Here is a 17,438-nt window from a genome sequence, read left to right as displayed (position 1 = left end):
AGCGGTAGATCAGGCGTACGAGCGATTCGACAGCGCACCGGAAGGCGGAGCGTCGGGAGACCACTGAGCGGCCAGTCGCTGCTCGTAGTTCCGGGTGGTCCGAGCCTTACCAAAGAGCAGGCAGCGGCGCTGATAGCCGCGCAGGAAGCGGCGGAACTTGGCGTCGTTGTAGCGATCGGCCCCTCGGAGTAAGGCCCCGAAGTATCCGGAGAGCATGGCCAGCCCCCCAACGACGAGCGGTGGCCGTGTCATCCGAAACAAGGCACTGGCAATCATGTACGAGGGGATCGTCCCCATGTAGTACTGACCGAACCCATGCCGGGCGCGTCCGGTCCACCACCCCTTGTGACTGCTTCCCATCGGCCGGAGGTGCTCGAAGCGCAAGTCCGGGTCATCCCAGCTCGCGGCGATCCAGCCGAGCATCCGGCAACGGTGCCCGTCGATCCCGTCCCACATGACTTCCTCGACGAACCCGCCGATCTGCTCGAAGCACTGGCGGCGGTAGAGCTTGGTCATGCCAACCGAATTTTCATCGCCGCACATCTCGCTGACGAGGTGCTCCCCCTGGCGAAAGTAGGGCTTGCCGCTACAGGTGCCGATCCGGGGGTCGGCCTCCATCCGGTCGATGAGGATCTCGAAGTAACGAGGGGGAAGGTCCAGATCGAGATCGAGCTTGCAAATGTAATCAAACTCAAGCGACCGAATGGTTTCATAGCCGGCATAGAACGCGTCGATCACACCAGGGCCGACCTTGCGGATCCCGCGATCCGGTCGCCGGATGACCCGAATGCAGTCGTGCTTCCGAGCGTAATCCTCGAGAATTTCCGGCGTTTCGTCGGTCGAGCCGTCATCGACGATCACCCAGAGATCCGGCGGCCGGCTCTGACCGAGTACGCTGTCGAGGGTCCGACGAGCATACGCGGCTTCGTCTCGGCAGGGGGTGATGAGGCAAAGGCGGGGACGGCACATGGCGAATGGTGAAGCAGCTCGGAGCAGGGGGGGTCAGGACAGGACGCCGTGAGTATGGCACCAACGAAGCAGAACGTAAATCGACCAGACTCGCGACCAGTAAAGCCCCGGCGCCCCCGATCGGTAGCCGTCCCACAGGAGTTCGACGGTCGGCCCATCGAGGCCAATCGCCGACGCGGCCGAGTGATCCCGCATCAAGGTATCAATCTCATCCCCCAGGCTCTGATCGATCCAGCGATTGAGCGGCAACTCGAACCCACGCTTCGGCCGGTCAAACAATGCAGGGTCGAGCCCGACCAGGCCCGACCGCCTCAGTGCCATTTTACGACCGATCGGATTGTATCGCGAATCGGTCGGCATCCGAAAGACATGCTCGGCCAGGACCGAATCGACCAGCGGCAAGCGAATCTCCAGCGACGGGGCCATGCCGGCGGCATCCGAGTCTCTCAGCAGGCGTTCTCCCAGGAAACAACGATGCTCCAACACACTGATGGTGTCGAGTACGTCCCGGCTGCGGATCTCGTCGGCCAGCTCGTCGGCCAGGACGGCCGGCAAGCCGTGTTGCAGGGCGGTTCCGCCAGGAGCATCGGGCATCAACCGGCCTTGCAAGTCGGGGAGAAAGAGGGCGTAAGAAAGCTGGTACAAGCGAAGCAAATCCTCTCCCGCAGCTGCCATTTCCGGCAGTTTTGCCCAGCGCGTTTGAGGAGGGATCGGCCCTCGACGCCGGGCCCCCTTCGCCGAGGAGACGATGCTCGCCGCAAGTTCTTTGAGCCGAGGCGGCACTCCTCGCGATCGCCGGGACCACTGGCAAAGCGTCGGCAAGACCCGGAAACTATCGTAACCGCCGAACAGCTCATCCCCTCCCGTCCCGACCAGGGCCACGGTCAAGCCGGCCTCTCGAACAGCCGTGGCCATGAAATACGTGTTCAGAGCATCAAACGTCGGTTGGTCGATCGCGTCGAGTGCCCGGGGCAGGTCGGCCACGAACCGCGATTCGCTCAGGACGACCTCGTGATGCTCCGAGCCGATCGCTTTGGCAATCGCCCGGGAGAAGGGGGCCTCGCTCAGTTCCCCTTCCTCGAAGGCCAGCGTGAAGGTCTGCAAGGGCCGGTCGGACGACCGTTGCGCGAGGTTGGCCACCGCTCCGGAATCGACCCCGCTCGACAGGAAGACCCCCAGCGGAACATCGCTGACCAGATGCAGGCCGATCGAATCGCGCAGGGCCTCGCTCAGGGAGTGGTCGATCGCCTCGTGCGAACCGTTGGCCGACCCGGATCCGGGGTCCGGTCGAGGGATCGACCAGCATCGATCCGATTGGATGGTCTTCCCGCCGGCGTCGACGATTCGAACCGCTCCCGGTCGGAGCGACTCGACCCCCTGAACCGCTGTGACTGGGCCGGGGATGAAGCCGTTCCAAAGGTAGCAGGCCGCGGCCACCGGATCGAGCCGGGGCTTTCCCAAAAGACCCGAGGCCAGCAGGGCGCGGACTTCCGAGGCAAAGGCCAGCGACCAGGCGGCGTCGGGGCCTCGGTCGGGATTCCGGGCGACGTACAATGGCTTGATCCCGAGCGGGTCACGGGCCAGGGTCAGGCGGCGGGTCGGCTCATCCCACCAGGCGAAGGCGAACATCCCCCGCAACGAGGGAACGGCCAACGCCCCTCGGAGGCTCAGGAGCTGGAGCAGGACCTCGGTATCCCCGGTCGATCGGAACGTCTGTCCCTCGGCCCTCAGGTCGTCCCGGAGGCTCCGGAAGTTGTACAGCTCGCCGTTGAAGACGAGGGCCGAGCCGGATCGAGGGTCGATCATCGGCTGATCGGCCGCGTCGGAGAGGTCGAGGATCGACAGCCGACGATGAGCCAGCAGGCAGCCGAAGCCATTCGGGTCAGGCGTCGAGGTCCATCGGCCGTCGCCGTCGGGACCGCGATGGGCCATCGCCGAGGCCATCCGGTCGAGCGCTTCGCGGTTGCGATCGTCGATCCGGCCGAGGATCCCGGCAATACCGCACATGAAGGAGTTGATCCGATCAGGTTGCTGGGATCGTCAGGAGACGGGGCCGGCCGGAGGAGCGGTCAGGCCGGTCGAGGAGCCGGCCTCGGCCAGTTGCGGAGGGGTGTTCGGAGTCCTCGATTCCGGCTCGGGACCGGGACCGCGACGGAGATCACCCAGGACCATCCACAGCAGGAAGGCGGCGTTGCGGGCGTATCGAGGGCCGAGCCGGACCGGATCGGTGCCGATCCGCCAGGCCCACTCCATGCCGATCCGCTGCACCCAGCGGGGAGCCCGGCGGACACAGCCGGCCACGAACTCGAACGAGGCTCCCACCTGCACACAGACCGGCACGCCCAGCTCGTCAAGGTGCTGGCGAATCCAGCGCTCTCCCTTCGGCTGGCCGAAGGCGACGAAGAGCAGGGCGGGCCTGGCGTCTCGGATCTGACCGATCAAGGCGGCCTGTTCCGTGTCGCTCAAAGGGCGAAACGGGGGACAGGCCACTCCGGCGACGATCAGGCCGGGATAGCGTTCCTGGAGGCGATCGGCCGCGGCCTGGGCCACGCCGGGAGGCCCGCCGAGAAAGAAGACGCGGTCCCCTCGGGCGGCGGCCTGGGCGCAGAGATCATAGATCAGGTCGGAGCCGGCGACCCGCTCGGGCAAGGGGGCGCGGCGCCACCGGGAGGCCCAGACCAAGGGGGCGCCGTCGGCCAGCAGGAAGGCGGCGTCCTCATTGATGGCTCGCAAGGTCGGATCGCCGTGCGAGACCATCGCGTAGTGCGCATTGGCCGTGATGAAGTAGGACGGCTGGCCGGCGTCGATCAAGGCCGCGACCGCCTCGGCGGCTTCGGATCGAGAGAGCGGGGCGAGGGGCAGGCCCCAGACGCGGGTCGGCGAGGGTCGCATGGGCTTCTCGGGCTGAAGTCTGGCCAGTTCACTGACTCATCGAGGCGGACGAGCCAGGGCGGCGGTCGTCAGCAGGGTGGGCGAGATCGGCTTGGCTTCCTCTTCCTCGGTAACCAGCCATGAGAGCCAGGCCAGCTCGATCAGGACCAGGATGAGGGCCAGGGGCATCATCAGCCATCCGGCGACGTCGTGGGCGATCTTCTCGCCCTGGGTCGAGCCGAGCAAGTGGTAGGCCCAGGCCGTGCCGGAGATTCGCAAGACGTTGCATAGCAAGGCGATCGGCACAACGCTCAGCAACAGGATGACCCGCTTCCAGTTGGCCATCGGCACGAGGATGATCGTGGCCGTGATCGTGGCCGCGAGGCTCATCAGCATGGCCAGGCCGTTGCAGGCGGCGGCCACCTCCAGCGTTTCCCCACCAACAACCAGAACGTTCCCCTCGTCCATGACCCACAGGCCCAGCAACCGCAACAGCGCGGCGCTGCTGACGCAGGCCATCCGTTGCAGCGGGAGCGAGACGTTGCTGTTCAGGGCCGGGGGGATCGGATACATGAAGACCAGGAACGCCACGGCGGGCCAGGTCCGCTTCAGCAGGGGCCAGCCGCCATAGGCCAGCACCAACGCGGCGACGGTCGGGACCAGGGTGAAGCCCTCGATCCAGAACTTCCCGTACTGCAAGGCGGCGTACCGGGCTCCCACGACCCCGACCAGGAGGACCCATCCCCAGACGGACGGGCGGAGGCGGTCGACCTCGGCCCCTCGGGGCCAGAGCCACCAGAACATGAAGCCACAGACCGGAATCACCAGGTATCCGTGCGAGTAGTTCGGGTCGTTTTCCCAGGTTTCGACCAGCTTCGCAAGCTGGGGAAGATAGGCCCAGACCAGGACCGACAGCACGGCGGCAACCGCGACCAGGTGGGTCGCAAGGGCCGCGGGTGCCGGCCCGCGTTCGGGCCGGGAGTCAGTCGGTTGGCTCATGGTTCGGGTCGCTCCAGAGGCACGATCAACAAGGAAAGAGAATCAAGGCAAGCGATCTGGGACCAGGGCCGCCGGCACCCCGATTGGTCCCGGCGAATCGAAAGGCAATGAGCGAGGCGATCACCGGACCCGATCCGCCCGCTCTTGGGCATAAGAGCGATCGATCAGACGACCGGGGAGGTTCCGGAGTCTTCCGGAACACGATCGCTTCGCGAGGTGTAGGCCGCGTAGTAGTCGCCTCCCGTGACGCGAGAGCCGGAGGGCCGGGCGCCGTTGACTACCACGCCGAGGACCGGGATACCGGCGCCGGTCAGCAGGTTGTTGGCCCGCTCGACGGCCGGGAAACGGCTCTGGTCGTGCCGGGTGGCGATGACGGCCCCGTCGGCCAGTCGGCCGAGGATCAAGGCGTCGGGAACAGGAAGGACCGGCGAGGTGTCGATGATCACCACGTCGAAGGTCCGTCGCAGCCGTTCGAGCATCGGGGCGAAGTTCTTGCCCCGCAGGATGCGGTTCGGGTTGGCCTCGGGCGATCCGGCGGGCAGGAGCTGGCAGCCGCCGACCTGGTTGATCGGCACCAGGGCGTCTTCGAGCGTGGCATCACCGCGAAGGACGTCGCTGAGTCCGGGGCAGTCGGGCACCTCGAAGAGACGGCCGAGGGTCGCCCGGCGGAGGTCGGCGTCGATCAGGACGGTCGAAGCTCCGGCCTCGGCACACCGGACGGCGAGCTGAGCGGCCAGGGTCGTCTTGCCTTCGCCGCCGACGGCGCTGGTGATCAAGACACAGCGGCCCCGGCCGTCGTGTCCGCCTTCGCCGCAGAGGGCAACCCGCACGTGGTCAAGCTGCTGGACGAACTGCTCGAACTTCGGATCGCGTCCAGGGGCTTCCAGGCTGCCCTGAGCGTTGGAGCGAACCGTCGGCAACGGCGGCACCGAGAAGACATCGGCGCCGAACCGGCCGGAGAGGTCATCGGGACCGCTGACCCGTCCGCCTCGCATCTCGACCAGCGTGACCAGACCCAGCACCAGGCCGAGCATCGCCAGGGGCGTGACGGCCATGAACTTGTCTCGCTTGTTGACCTGAAGCTCGGCTTTACTGGCTTTACTAATAACGGTGAAGGTCTTCGTGACTCGCAAGCCTAGCCCTTCCAGATTCTGGAGGGGAAGACTGTCATCGGAGTCGAACTTCAGCGCCTCGAGCCGACGATCCACGGTTTCCTGCATCTTGCGCTGCTGAGACAGTTCCGTAAGTAAGAAGTTCATTTCCAGGGCTTTGACACCCTGGCTCTGCTCTTCATGCTTCACGCGGTCGAGCTTTTTCTGGATCAGATCGCGCTGCAACAACAGGTTGTTCAGTTGTTGCTCCGCCTGGCGGACGAGGACGGTGGGGTCGTTTTCGTCCATGGAGAGCTGGGCGCGGAGGGTCGGCTCAAGATCGTCCCAAAGTTGATTGTAACGTTCGATCAGCCGCTGGCGGTCGGCTTGCAGACGGTTCAGAGCAGGGTCGCCCGGATTGCGGATGCGGCGGCGGGCCTCATCGTACTGAACATCGAGGTCTCGGAGGGCGTCTCGCAACGCTCGAACGGTCTCGTTGGCCAGGAACGCCTGTTCCACGCGGTCTTCGATCCGGGATCGGGGGTTCGCCGTTGCCGCCTGGCGTCGAACGGCTTCCAGTTCGGAACGTGCTTCGATCTCGGCGTATTCCAGATTGAGCAGTTCCTGATGGAGTCGCTTGAATTCACTGACCTCCACGGTGATCTTGCCGTCCGATTCGCCCTGGTCCTGGGAATCAGGGTCAACGTCGGTCAGGGTGGTGGTGTCCTTGAAATTGCGCAAAATCGAGGGAAGGTCCGATTCCTTGGCCAGTTCCTTTACTTCGTTTTCCAGGCGTTCGACCTCGTCGACCAGCTTATTTCGATAGTCTTCCATGTTTGCAATGGCCCCTTGAACACGGGCATTGGCCAAATCATCATCCAAATCCAGAAAGGCGTCGACGACGGCGTTGACAATGGTGGTCGCTTCGTCTTTTCCAGGGGTCTCGGCAGCAACTTCGAACAGCAACGCGGAGCCTTTGCCCGGAGTGACGGTGATCACGTCATTCAAAACGGCTTCGGGGTTCTCCGCCTGGCGAATCCAGTCAATCGACGCGATCATACTGTCGGGGTCATTAATAACGCTGGACAGGACTCTTTGGCTATTGACCAGTTGCAGGTGAGTCTGCATTCGGGGATCGGCAAGACCGCGGTTCGTAATGTCCCGACTCGAAGAATACGGGTTGGAGTTATCGACATTGACCATCACCTGGCTGGACGCTCGGTAGGTCGGCTCATATTTCAGATAGACCAGCGATGCCAATGCGGCCGAGCCGATGATCCAGAGCAACAGCGCCTGCCACCAGTGCCGGGCCAGGCCTCGGAGGACAAGCCGGGGGCTGATCGGCAAGCCGCCACTGCCGACCGGAGAGGTCGGCGAAACCGGCGGCAAGGGGGTGCGCAGGGCCGGAGGCAACTCGGTCAGACGGGCGAGTTCATAACGAGGGCGAGGCGTGTCGGCTGTATCCATCGCGGTGTGTTACCTGGGGCGGGACGATCGATGGTGCCGAGACGGTCGGCAGAGTCGGGCTAATCACATGAATGAGAGCGGGGCTCTGGTCAGTCTATCCCTCTGCCTCGAAGACGGTCAAATTGAAATTTCGTGACGCTCGGCCTGATGGGAACCCTTCGGTGCAATCCGAGGACCGTTGACACACGAGACAGCTCTAGCCGTATCATTTGGATTGATTTCCAACCGATCGTTTGTGTGCGTTGTGCGTCGAGCCCTTTTCAATCCTCCACCCCGGTTCTTGCACGTGGCTGAGACGAATCCTCCGACGAAGTGGCGGCTGAATCGGCGCGCCGTGGCAACTCTTGTCATTCTGTCCCTGGTCCTGGGGGGTGTGCTGTTCACCTTGCAGCTCACCCGGCCTGCCCGGCTCGGCAATGAAGCGGCCCGGCAAATTCGGTCGCTGGTCGCCGAGAGTGAACGATTGCTCGCCGAGAGCCGAGAGGCCGAGGACGCGGAAACAGCCGAGGCGAAACTCCGCCGGGCAGCCCGTCAGTCTGACCAGGCGCTGCGGCACCTCAACTCCTATCTCGAACGCAACCCCGACGATCCGGAGATGGCGATCCTTCGGGCCGAGTTGATGGCCGAACGCGCCACCGGAGCCGGACCGTATGAGGAGCGTGTTGCCCAGATTCACCAGCGGATTCTTGTGCGCTTCTCAAATCTGCCCAAGGAAGAACTCGACGAGGTCCGTTATCGCCTGGCCGATCTTTACATCCGCCTGAGTGACGCGCTTCAGGCCGATTACCAGCAAAGCGGGCTGGCCGAGCAAGTGGTGGCCCAGGGCCGCTATCCCGCCGCGATCGAGCTGGCCCAGGCCCTCGACCCGAACGACCCGCGGACTCAGGCACTGCTGGGCAAAGCCTACGAAGGCCAAAGGGACATTCCGACGGCGCTGGATGCCTATGAACGTGCCTGGGAACTCTATCCTGAGGCTCTGGCCAAGGCCCCGGATGATGAGAAACCCATCGAGGGCATTCTGGAGGTCGCCTGGCGGATGGCCCGGCTTTATCGGGATCACCCCGAGGTTGACGGCAACGCCGATGAGGTCCTGACGGAACTCGCCTCCATCCTTCCCGATTCCGCCGAGGCCTTGCTCGTTCGCTTTTTCTTCTACCGAGAGTCGGATGATCCCGAAAAGGCCGGTCAAGCCCTGGAAGACGCGCGGGACCAGGCCCCTGAGGATCCGAAGGTTCTGATCACACTCGTCGAACACAGCCTCGAACAGGGGGACACGGCAACTGCCAAAACCGCCTTTCAGGCCATCCCCGAGGACTACCACCGTGAAAACCGCCAGCGCGTCGCCATGCTCGGCGGCCTGATCGATCACTACGAGCGACGAACCGCCGATGCCATGACGCAGTGGGATGAGGGCCTGAAAGTCGCCGGCGGCAACGATGCCGATCTCGCCTGGTGGCTCGCCTACGTCTCCCTCAAAACGGGGGAAATCGAGAAGGCCAAGCAACTGATCGACCAGTTCAAGCGGCTCTCCGGCGGCAACGACAACGACCCACGTTATCAATTGCTCCTGGCACTCGATGCCAACGCTCGCGGAGACGTGCAAAACGCGATCACGATCCTCGAAGCGCTGAGAGCGCGGAGGGGAAACCCGCCGCTGGTTCAGAATAAGGCGACCCAGGAGCTGGCCTCTTGCTATGTGCTGGTCGGCAAAAACGAGGAAGCCGAAGCGCTGTTCCAGGACGTGGAGGCGGCCGATTCCGGTTCGTCGCTGGTTCTGGTGATCAGCCATGCCGACGTGCTGGAAAATCTGGGCCGCACACGAGAGGCCATCGACCTGCTGACGACAGCCCGAACCACCTTCGACGATGATCCCGCCTTGCTTCTGCTCCTGCTCCGGCTTCGTCTCAGCGAGCAATCCAGGCAGGAACCGGCCACCCGATCGTGGGCGGCGTTCGATCAGGATGCGGAACGGGTGCAGGAGATGTCGGAGGACGTTCTGCCTCCCCAAAGCCTCCAGCGTCTTGAGCTGGAATTGATGCGAGCCGATCGGCACCTTCTCGCCAACCAGCCCGACCAGGCCGACGATCGGCTCAAGGAGGCGCAGAAGACCTGGCCGACCAACTCCCGCCTCTGGGCCGCCCGAGCCGAGTTGCTCAAGCGATCGGGAGACCCCGAAGCGGCCCTTGCGTTGCTCGAAGAGGGGATGAAGCAAGCCGGCGACGGCCCGACGCTTCGATTGACCCTGGCGCGCTTGCTGGTCGATCTGGGCCGAGGACGAGAGGCTCAGCAACGGTTGATTGACGGCATCGACCAGCTTGGCTCCGACGCACAACGGGAACTCTGGCAAGCGCTTGGCCGACTCCGGATGGCCCAGGGGGATTACGACGGAGCCCGAGCCGCCTTCCTCTCCTGGAGCAAGCTCGCCCCCAACGCTCCGGAACCGATCCTGGAGCTGATCGAGGTTGCCTTGCTGGCTAACCGGATTCCCGAGGCGGAGCTTTACCTCGATCGCCTCAAGCTCTCCAACGGCGAGAACGCCATCTCCACTCGGATGGCCGCCGCATCGATCCTGCTGCACCAGGTCGAACGCGGCGACACCGAAGCGCGGGACCGATGTCTTACGCTGGTCGGGGAAGTTCTGCAGGAGGTCCCGGGGTTGTCCTCGGCTCACATGCTCAACGGACGCATTCAGGAAGTGATCGGGAATCCTGAAGGCGCGGCCGAAGCCTACCGAACCGCCTGGAAACAGGGGAACCGGGAAGCCTTGCTTCGCCTGGTCGATCAGTTGGTGAAACTCGGCCAGGTCGAGGAGTTGGAACAGCTCACGGCCGAATCGGGGCCGGGATCTGCCGCCGGAATCCGTCGCGTCTCGGCCCAGGCTTTGCTGGCTGTCGGTGCGGGGCTCGACGGCGCGGATCGGCTCCAGGACTCGGCGGTAGAGGATCCCGGGGCCCCGGCCGTCGCCAATACCGTGCGGGCCCGGGCGCTGTTGCTAGCCGGCCGCTATGATGAGCTGGAACAGTTGCTCGATGAGCAGGCCGAAAAGCAGGCGACTCCGAAGAACGCGGCGCCGTGGTTGGAATTGATCACCACTCAGGTCCGCCTCGGCCGCGACCAGGCCACTCTGGAGCGAACCATTGATCGCGCGCTCGAACGCTCGACGGGCATCCCGTCTGAACTGCTGGAAGCCCGGCTCCGCTGGGCCATCGGCGACCTTCAGGCGGCGGACAAGGTCCTGGAAGATGCGCTGGACAACGAAATCGTCAACCCGGACCTGATAATCGGTGCCGCCTCGTTCTACCAGCAGACCGGCCGTCCCGATCGGGCCGAACCGCTGCTCGAACGCCTGATGGACAACCCGAGCGTGGCCGCCGGCGCGGCGTTGCAACTGGCCATGGTGCTGACCGAACGCGCCCCCGGCGATCCGGAAACCTGGAAGCGGGCTCGGGATCTGGCCAGCAACGGCCCGATGACTCCCGAGCGTCGGCTGGCGATCGGCGTGGTGCAGTCTCGGGCACCGAAGCCCGAACAACGCCGCGAGGCGATTCCGGTGTTCGAAACCTTGATGGCCGACCTGCCGCTGACGGATGGCCGGGCGGTTCAGGCACGAAACCAACTGGCCCGGCTGCTCATCGAACTGGGAGAGTTCGACCGTGCGGCCCAGATCACCGAGATCTCGGCCGACCTCTCGACCGCTCCTGCCGAGGCGATCGTGCTTCACGTGCGAGCCTTGCTCAAGGCGGATCGACTGGCCGAGGCCGGTTCGCAGCTCAGCCGACTGGAATTGCTCCGCCCCGGAGATCCGGAGGTGGCCGACCTTCGCTCCGATCAGCTGATCCGAGCCAATGCCGGGAACCCAAGCGATCTGGTCGAGCAGGTTGCCAATCGATTAACCTCCCCCGGTGGCGACCTGTTCGCCCGTGCCGCCGCGTTGCAATTGCTAACCGTCGGCACCCCGGAAGCCCTGGAAGCAGCCGATCAGATTGCCCAGGATCTGGCTCAGACCACGCCGGGTTCCCAGTGGGTTTCCGGCCTGGTGCTGGCCGTTCGAGGCCGATTTGAAGAAGCTCTGGAACAGTGCGCCGCGTCGCTCGAAGCGGTTGATCTGACCGACCAGACTGCCCGGATCGGCCTGACCGAGGCCGTACTTCAGGCAGTTCAGGCTGCTCCCATCACCCAGCGCGTCGATCAGGTCGCCCGTGCCCGCCCCATCATCGCAACGCTGCTCAACAAGCGACCAGGAGACCCGGATTTGCTGACCGCCTCGGCGATCCTCTACCATCATGCGGGAGATTACCAGAAGGAGGCCGAGCTTTATCGCGAGATCCTCGAGCGACGCCCCGGCGACCTGCTGGCGCTGTACAACCTGGGCCTTGTCCTCTCGGAAGGGCTTGAACAGCCCGAGCAAGGGCTGGCGGAGATCGACCGCATGGAACGCCGGGTCGGGCCGGTTCCCGCGGTTCTGGGTGCCCGAGGCGTGATCTTGATTCGTCAGAAGCGCTTCGACGAGGCGATCCAGGCGCTTGAGCAAGCGGTTGCGATCGAGCCCACCGCCGCCCGACATTATTATCTTGCCCTTGCGTCGCTGAAATCGGGCCGAAACGATCAGTTCCGCACCCATCTTGACCAGGCCCGCACCCTCGGTCTCGATCCCAACACGATCGACCCGTGGCATCAGGACGAGCTGCAAGACATCCTCGCTCGCTGATCCGCGGTTGAGCAGCGTCTGAATCGAGTCCACGCAGCTCGGCCGCCCCTCCCTTGATTCACCATCAAGGGAGGGGTCGGGTCTTGACTTGCGCGATGCTCCTGATGCCCCCCAACCTCAGGGGATCAAGGCAAAAGCCGTTCGACTCCTTACGCTCTCACAAACGAATGAACGAGACTCGAAGGAGTGAACGAGACTCACATGAACCGGTCAGCCGACGACCGGTCACGACCGCTCGCTCCTGAGAACCTCGACCCCAAGGGTTGAGCCTTCCCCGCTCGCGCCTCCAGCCAACGGGCGACAGCGCTCATGCCGGGGGAGAACCTTCAGGGCCAGGAAATCTCGATGGCTACGCTTGACCGAAGTTCCCGAGCGTCCGGCAAACGAGCCGAATACTCGGACAAAGACCCGGCATTGAACGCTGGGAAATAAAAAAACGCCGCTCCGGCCAGAGAAGGCCGGGACGGCGTTGAGTTGTTGCACTGAGGGTTGCTCAGCTCAAGTCAAACTCAGATCAGTTGGCGGATCGGCGACGGCGAGCGGCCCGAACAGCCAGCGGCAGGGCGAAGATGCCCAGACCGGCCATGGCCAGGGTGGCCGGCTCGGGGATGGCGGAGAAGTCACCCGAGAGTCGGTCAGCCGAGAAGTTCTGGAACACGCCATTGTTGGCCAACAGGTTGGTGAAGCCACCAATGATGCTGAAGTTGAACTCCTCCCTGATCACCGGGAAGAAGATGTCCGACGTGAAGTCGACCGAGCCGGTTTCGAAGGCCGCACGGCCCGAACCCCGCTGGCTCAGCAAGGCCGAGTCGAAGGTGCCGCTCAGGAGGTTTTCGCCACCCGAGCCGATGATGGAGAACGTGCCGAAGAATCCTCCCTGAACACCGGCCGCGGCAGCCGTGTTGGATTCGGCCGTCAGGGTGAAGGTGGCGCCCGTGTAGTTGGTCGGGCCCAGCGGATCGATCATGAAGACCGGGTTGTTGATGGTGAAATTGACCTCGGTCGTGGCCGTGAGGTAGGCCGGCAGCGCACCACCGTTCGACGAGTAATCAATCGAGCTGGCGCCAGCAGACTGAGAGAAGCCGGCGAAACCAATCGTCGCGGTGCCCTGAGCCATTGCACTGGAGGCGAACGAGGCCACCAGCGCGAGCGCGGCCAGGAAGGTAAATCGTTTCGTCATAATGTTGATGACCTCGAAGGGAAAGGGAAACACCCTGGTGTCACATCGGTAACCACTGCTCGATTCCCACTCTGGGTCTCGTTCCAACAGTGATCCCGTCGCTCGACTACTGATCTTGCCGAGTGATTGCTGAAAGATCAACGGTGCGACCGAAACCATGCCCCGCCGCTCGGGCGTCGACCCGACTCAGCGGAACCCATTTCAGTTTTTTAATACTGGAAACCGCCATAAAACACGATTTTAGAGAGGAATGCCCATGACTTCGTTGTGTTCTTGACGTAGAATTTGTGAATTGAGGGGGCCACGTTTCCCCGATTCGCGTGGCATGATGTTGCAGAAACGCAACACGGGTCCATTTGTGTCCTATGGTCAGAGAGGGGTCAGGATTGACCCCATGATTCGAGCATGAGGAGTCGGATCCATGACCACGGGTGAGATGCGAGGCAACGAAGAGGACGTCCAACGCGGCAGGGATCCGCTGCGCCGGGTGATCTTGACGCTTCTTGCCATCTATCTGGCACCGGTTGCGGTTGTCGTGCTGGTGATTGGTGGCCTGGGAATGCTCTGCTGTGCGGTTGCGAAACGGCTCGAACACGAGTTGATATCGCAACGGGGCGGGTTGCGTCGAGATGGGACGGCGCGGATGCTCTCTGTGCCGCACCTGCATGGTGTGGTCAGAAGTCGATCGCATGGTTCGTAGGTTCGTCCCGGGGTCACGCATAAGGTGTCTGGATCGGCTTTCGGTCACTCGCTCACGTGGGGATCAGGATGATTGATCCACTCGTCGATGCGTTGGTTGAGTTCCGTGACCAGGGCCGCCACAAACTCTTCACTCGGGCTCTGAGAGGATTCTCGTTCCCTGGAGGTGATCGTCCGATCGACCTGAACCTTGAACATGGCCGGCCGATGCTGAAACTTGCGTTTCGTCTCCTTGGCGTCCGGGTCCCAGCGACCGTCGTGCCAAAACGAATAATGGGATTCGATGAACTCTTCCCGTCCCGCTTCAGGACGGCTGAAGGTCATCGCCCGGAAGGGAATGGTCGCGGTCGGCTCGGACTCGGAAGCAGGGGTCACGTCGGAGGTCTTCACCGGCACATTGACGCGCCGGGCCTTGCCGGTGGCTTGATACCCCTGAGAGGGGAAGCAAATCTCCGGCGAGTGAGGAAAGACCTGAGTGGCCGGCCCAAAGGCCACCAGCACCTTGAGCATGACTCCTGTGTGGGAGTTGGCATAGAACCGATACATATAATCCGTGCATCCGGCGATCTGTTGCGTCTCGGCTTCCAGCTCTTCCTCTCGAATCATCTCCCAGTGCCCACCCAGCACTTGGGGCAGGTCTCGCAACGGAAACGGCGATTGTTTCACACTCAGCGAGGCGTCGGCGAACAGTTGTTCTTGACGAACGCGCACCAACCCCGAGGCTGCCACCAGCACACAACCCACGATCATCCAGATCCAGGGAGACGGCCCAAGGGGGCGGCGCACGACCGGAGCGGACTGGTCAAGTTGAGGCTGATCAGGCACGAAACATCTCCTCCCAAGGCCACTGCGGGCCATGCAAGACGAACCGAGCAGAGCGCGAATCCGCCGAGTCTTCACGTCTGTTGAAATGCCTCAGCAGGCACCACGAGCAGACAGAACGGCCGGGACCGTCAGGACCAGAATTTTCAGGTCAGCCGAAAGGGACCAGTTCTCGACATAATCGAGATCCTGATGAACCATCCCGGCGGTCCCATCACTGCGGCCACCAATCTGCCAGGGGCCGGTAATCCCAGGCATCACACTCAAACGACGGTTGAACGCTTCGGGATCGAGCGCCTCGAGCCGGTACGAGTCGCGAAGCTGCAACGGCCGAGGACCGACCAGGCTCATTTCACCTCGGAGCACATTGATCAGTTGCGGCAGTTCATCGAGACTCGAACGCCTCAAGAAGCGACCCAGCGGGGTCACTCTCGGATCGCGCCGAATTTTGAACAGCACACCACCGGCCGCTTCATTGTGCGATTCGAGGTCACTCAGGCGACGCTCGGCATCAGCCACCATGGTGCGAAACTTCAGCACGTAGAAAGGTTCGCCACCGCGACCGAGACGGAGCTGTCGAAAGAAGACCGGTCCAGGAGAGCTCAGCTTCACCACTGCGGCGATCGCGAGCATCAGCGGCGCCAGCAGCACCAGCCCAAGGGCCGAGGCCGAAAAATCAATGGCCCGCTTGAAGCGTGAGGCAATCGTCGTCGGGGCAACGGCAAGCGAAGGTCCTGGCAACGCCTGTTTCGCAGACTCCCTCTCCACCATCCGGGCAATTTGCTCGGACAAGAGAATGGATTGGGGCGCCGTAGTGCTCATCGGGCGGTATCTCCAGGGTGGGTGCTCAGGAGTGAGATTCAGCAGGAGGTTCTCATGACCGCGGACTGAAGGGGGCTTCAGTGACAGTCAGAAAAACGCTTCTTGAAGCCAGGAAGAGAGGTGATCGGTTGGAAGATCGCTGCGAGCTAACAACTTGTGTTGATAATCATGCGATCAGAAAATGCCTGAACCGAAGCGTTCGGAGGATAACCGTGTCGGCAGCATAGCAACGCGTCCAGGCATCGTCAACTAGCAGCGAAGCATCACCGCTCCCATGTCGCTTCAACGCAACACGCAGAAGGATTGCGAAGAATCGATGAGCAGCCGCGGAACTCTCCAGCGGCGGCCAATGCCCAAGATGGTCGGTTCCCAACGTCCAGCACTCGCCATGCCATTGCTCGCTCAACGGTCTGAAACACCATCTCACTCCTCAGCCGGCACTCAAATCGTTAAGTCCTAAACGTCCATGTCGAGACCACGCTTCACGCCGTGGCCTCCCTTGTGATAGAGACCAACCCGGTGTTCGTGACACCGGTTCTCCTGTTTTTGGTCATCGCAAAACCGATCGTGGTCATGGCAGCACCACGATTCGCTCCGACTGAAGACGATCGAGTCCTCCGGTTTGTGCCTGTCTCGATCGCACCACTGCCCACCAAACGCTCACCGAAGAACCAGGACGCGAACCGGACAACGTCGTCCTTCACCATTCTCCCACCCCGGCTCCGAGAGTTACCTGATCTCCTGTTCGGAGCCTTCCTCGCAGAGGTCGTTGGCACGTCGGCGCTTGAAGACCGTTGTCCAGTGACAGCAAACCTAAGCACGCCGGAGCCGATTTTCATAAGCCTCCACCAATGCGACCATAATATTGATTATCGGACCGTAGAATCGCGTCTCAGAACGCCAGTCGCGCCAACCGTTTCCAGGCGGTTCAGACGGCCGGAATCCCTCACGATCACCCCTCAATGACACACCAGGAAGACAGGTCGAGGCCGTCGGCGATCGGGTCCGTGAGTGTTTCGACACTTAAGGCAAAGAATCTCCGCCTTGCTCCGGATGGCCACGCGACCGCTCAAGACACTATCAGGAGTCCACAAAACGGATCTTCTGCTGTCCATCGCTTCCGGATCACCGCCGGCTCGAACCTGTTGCGCCAGGCTGTGACCGGCGAATAGATCAAGGACCCGCTCAAACACACCGACGACCGCGCGACGGATCGGCCGAACCGAACCACCCAGGAGATCCGCCGCCGCCGTGGTGAGTCGCGCTCGCGGTGAGACCTGGCAACGGAACCTCGGGCCTCCATCTCGGGCTGTCCCCCCCTGCCCTGGTTCTGCGCTCTCCCTTGTTTCTTCATGACCGTCCTGCGCTGACCTCTGCTCGATCTCTGTCGGATTCGAACCGGAACGGCCCTCTCCCCTGCCCTTCACGAGGGACGGCAAGACTGACCGTTCGGCCCCGGTTTCACGCCCGCCTTCGCCCAACAACGCACCGAGGAATCAAGGGCCCTCGAAACCTTGACGCCTTGGTCACCTGGCACCCTGACAACGCATCACTTTGATACCTTGGTTCAAGAGGAACCAGGTTCACTGGGTCTTCTTGCGGACCTTTGGTTTTCAGGAACCAAGGCGTTTTGACCACACTGGCACCGTGTGAACCAATTTTCCTCAGGTTCCAGGTCGTCCATAAACATGACAAACCATGATGCTCAAGCGACCTGGAATCCAAGTCGTCAAGGAACGCCTGGCACCTTGAAACCAAGGCAACCATATCTTCTTGGCCCCATGATTCCCTTGGACCTGGAAAGATTGCC

The 17,438-nt window shown here is 62.9% G+C and carries 10 protein-coding genes; 2 read left to right on the top strand and 8 right to left on the bottom strand.

Going from position 1 to position 17,438, the window contains the following annotated elements; translation table 11 throughout:
* Positions 1-9: 9 nt before the first annotated feature.
* The 5 genes from GA615_RS26050 to GA615_RS26030 form a co-directional block, all read right to left on the bottom strand.
* Positions 10-969 carry a glycosyltransferase gene (locus GA615_RS26050; protein WP_152054281.1) on the bottom strand — a complete coding sequence of 320 codons (960 nt, stop codon included), beginning with the start codon at positions 967-969 and terminating at the stop codon, positions 10-12.
* A gap of 33 nt (positions 970-1,002) precedes the next feature.
* Positions 1,003-2,976 carry an asparagine synthase (glutamine-hydrolyzing) gene (gene asnB, locus GA615_RS26045; protein WP_152054280.1) on the bottom strand — a complete coding sequence of 658 codons (1,974 nt, stop codon included), beginning with the start codon at positions 2,974-2,976 and terminating at the stop codon, positions 1,003-1,005.
* Between the two features lie 33 nt (positions 2,977-3,009).
* Complete coding sequence (locus GA615_RS26040) at positions 3,010-3,861, bottom strand: WecB/TagA/CpsF family glycosyltransferase (RefSeq protein WP_152054279.1); 852 nt, start codon at positions 3,859-3,861, stop codon at positions 3,010-3,012.
* Between the two features lie 36 nt (positions 3,862-3,897).
* Complete coding sequence (locus tag GA615_RS26035) at positions 3,898-4,839, bottom strand: exosortase/archaeosortase family protein (protein ID WP_152054278.1); 942 nt, start codon at positions 4,837-4,839, stop codon at positions 3,898-3,900.
* A gap of 164 nt (positions 4,840-5,003) precedes the next feature.
* Positions 5,004-7,397 (bottom strand): exopolysaccharide transport family protein, encoded by a 2,394-nt coding sequence (locus GA615_RS26030; RefSeq protein WP_152054277.1) that lies wholly within the window; start codon positions 7,395-7,397, stop codon positions 5,004-5,006.
* A 334-nt stretch (positions 7,398-7,731) separates the two neighbouring features.
* Here GA615_RS26030 and GA615_RS26025 point away from each other — a divergent pair, with 334 nt between their 5' ends.
* A complete protein-coding gene (locus GA615_RS26025; protein ID WP_152054276.1) occupies positions 7,732-12,105 on the top strand; it encodes a tetratricopeptide repeat protein in 4,374 nt (1,457 codons plus the stop codon).
* A gap of 514 nt (positions 12,106-12,619) precedes the next feature.
* Here GA615_RS26025 and GA615_RS26020 read toward each other — a convergent pair.
* Positions 12,620-13,285, bottom strand: coding sequence for a PEP-CTERM sorting domain-containing protein (locus GA615_RS26020; protein ID WP_161602577.1), 666 nt, complete (start codon positions 13,283-13,285; stop codon positions 12,620-12,622).
* A 421-nt stretch (positions 13,286-13,706) separates the two neighbouring features.
* Here GA615_RS26020 and GA615_RS26015 point away from each other — a divergent pair, with 421 nt between their 5' ends.
* The gene (locus tag GA615_RS26015) at positions 13,707-13,985 is read left to right on the top strand and encodes a hypothetical protein (RefSeq protein WP_152054274.1); all 279 of its coding nucleotides are present in this window, start codon (positions 13,707-13,709) and stop codon (positions 13,983-13,985) included.
* Between the two features lie 44 nt (positions 13,986-14,029).
* Here GA615_RS26015 and GA615_RS26010 read toward each other — a convergent pair whose 3' ends face one another.
* Positions 14,030-14,809 (bottom strand): exosortase-associated EpsI family protein, encoded by a 780-nt coding sequence (locus GA615_RS26010; protein ID WP_161602576.1) that lies wholly within the window; start codon positions 14,807-14,809, stop codon positions 14,030-14,032.
* A 90-nt stretch (positions 14,810-14,899) separates the two neighbouring features.
* The gene (locus GA615_RS26005; RefSeq protein ID WP_201750328.1) at positions 14,900-15,628 is read right to left on the bottom strand and encodes a sugar transferase; all 729 of its coding nucleotides are present in this window, start codon (positions 15,626-15,628) and stop codon (positions 14,900-14,902) included.
* Between the last annotated feature and the right edge of the window lie 1,810 nt (positions 15,629-17,438).

Source organism: Tautonia marina (genome assembly GCF_009177065.1).
GTDB classification, from domain to species: domain Bacteria; phylum Planctomycetota; class Planctomycetia; order Isosphaerales; family Isosphaeraceae; genus Tautonia; species Tautonia marina.
Note: the sequence above shows the minus strand (reverse complement) of the source record. Positions and strands in the feature narration are given on the sequence as shown.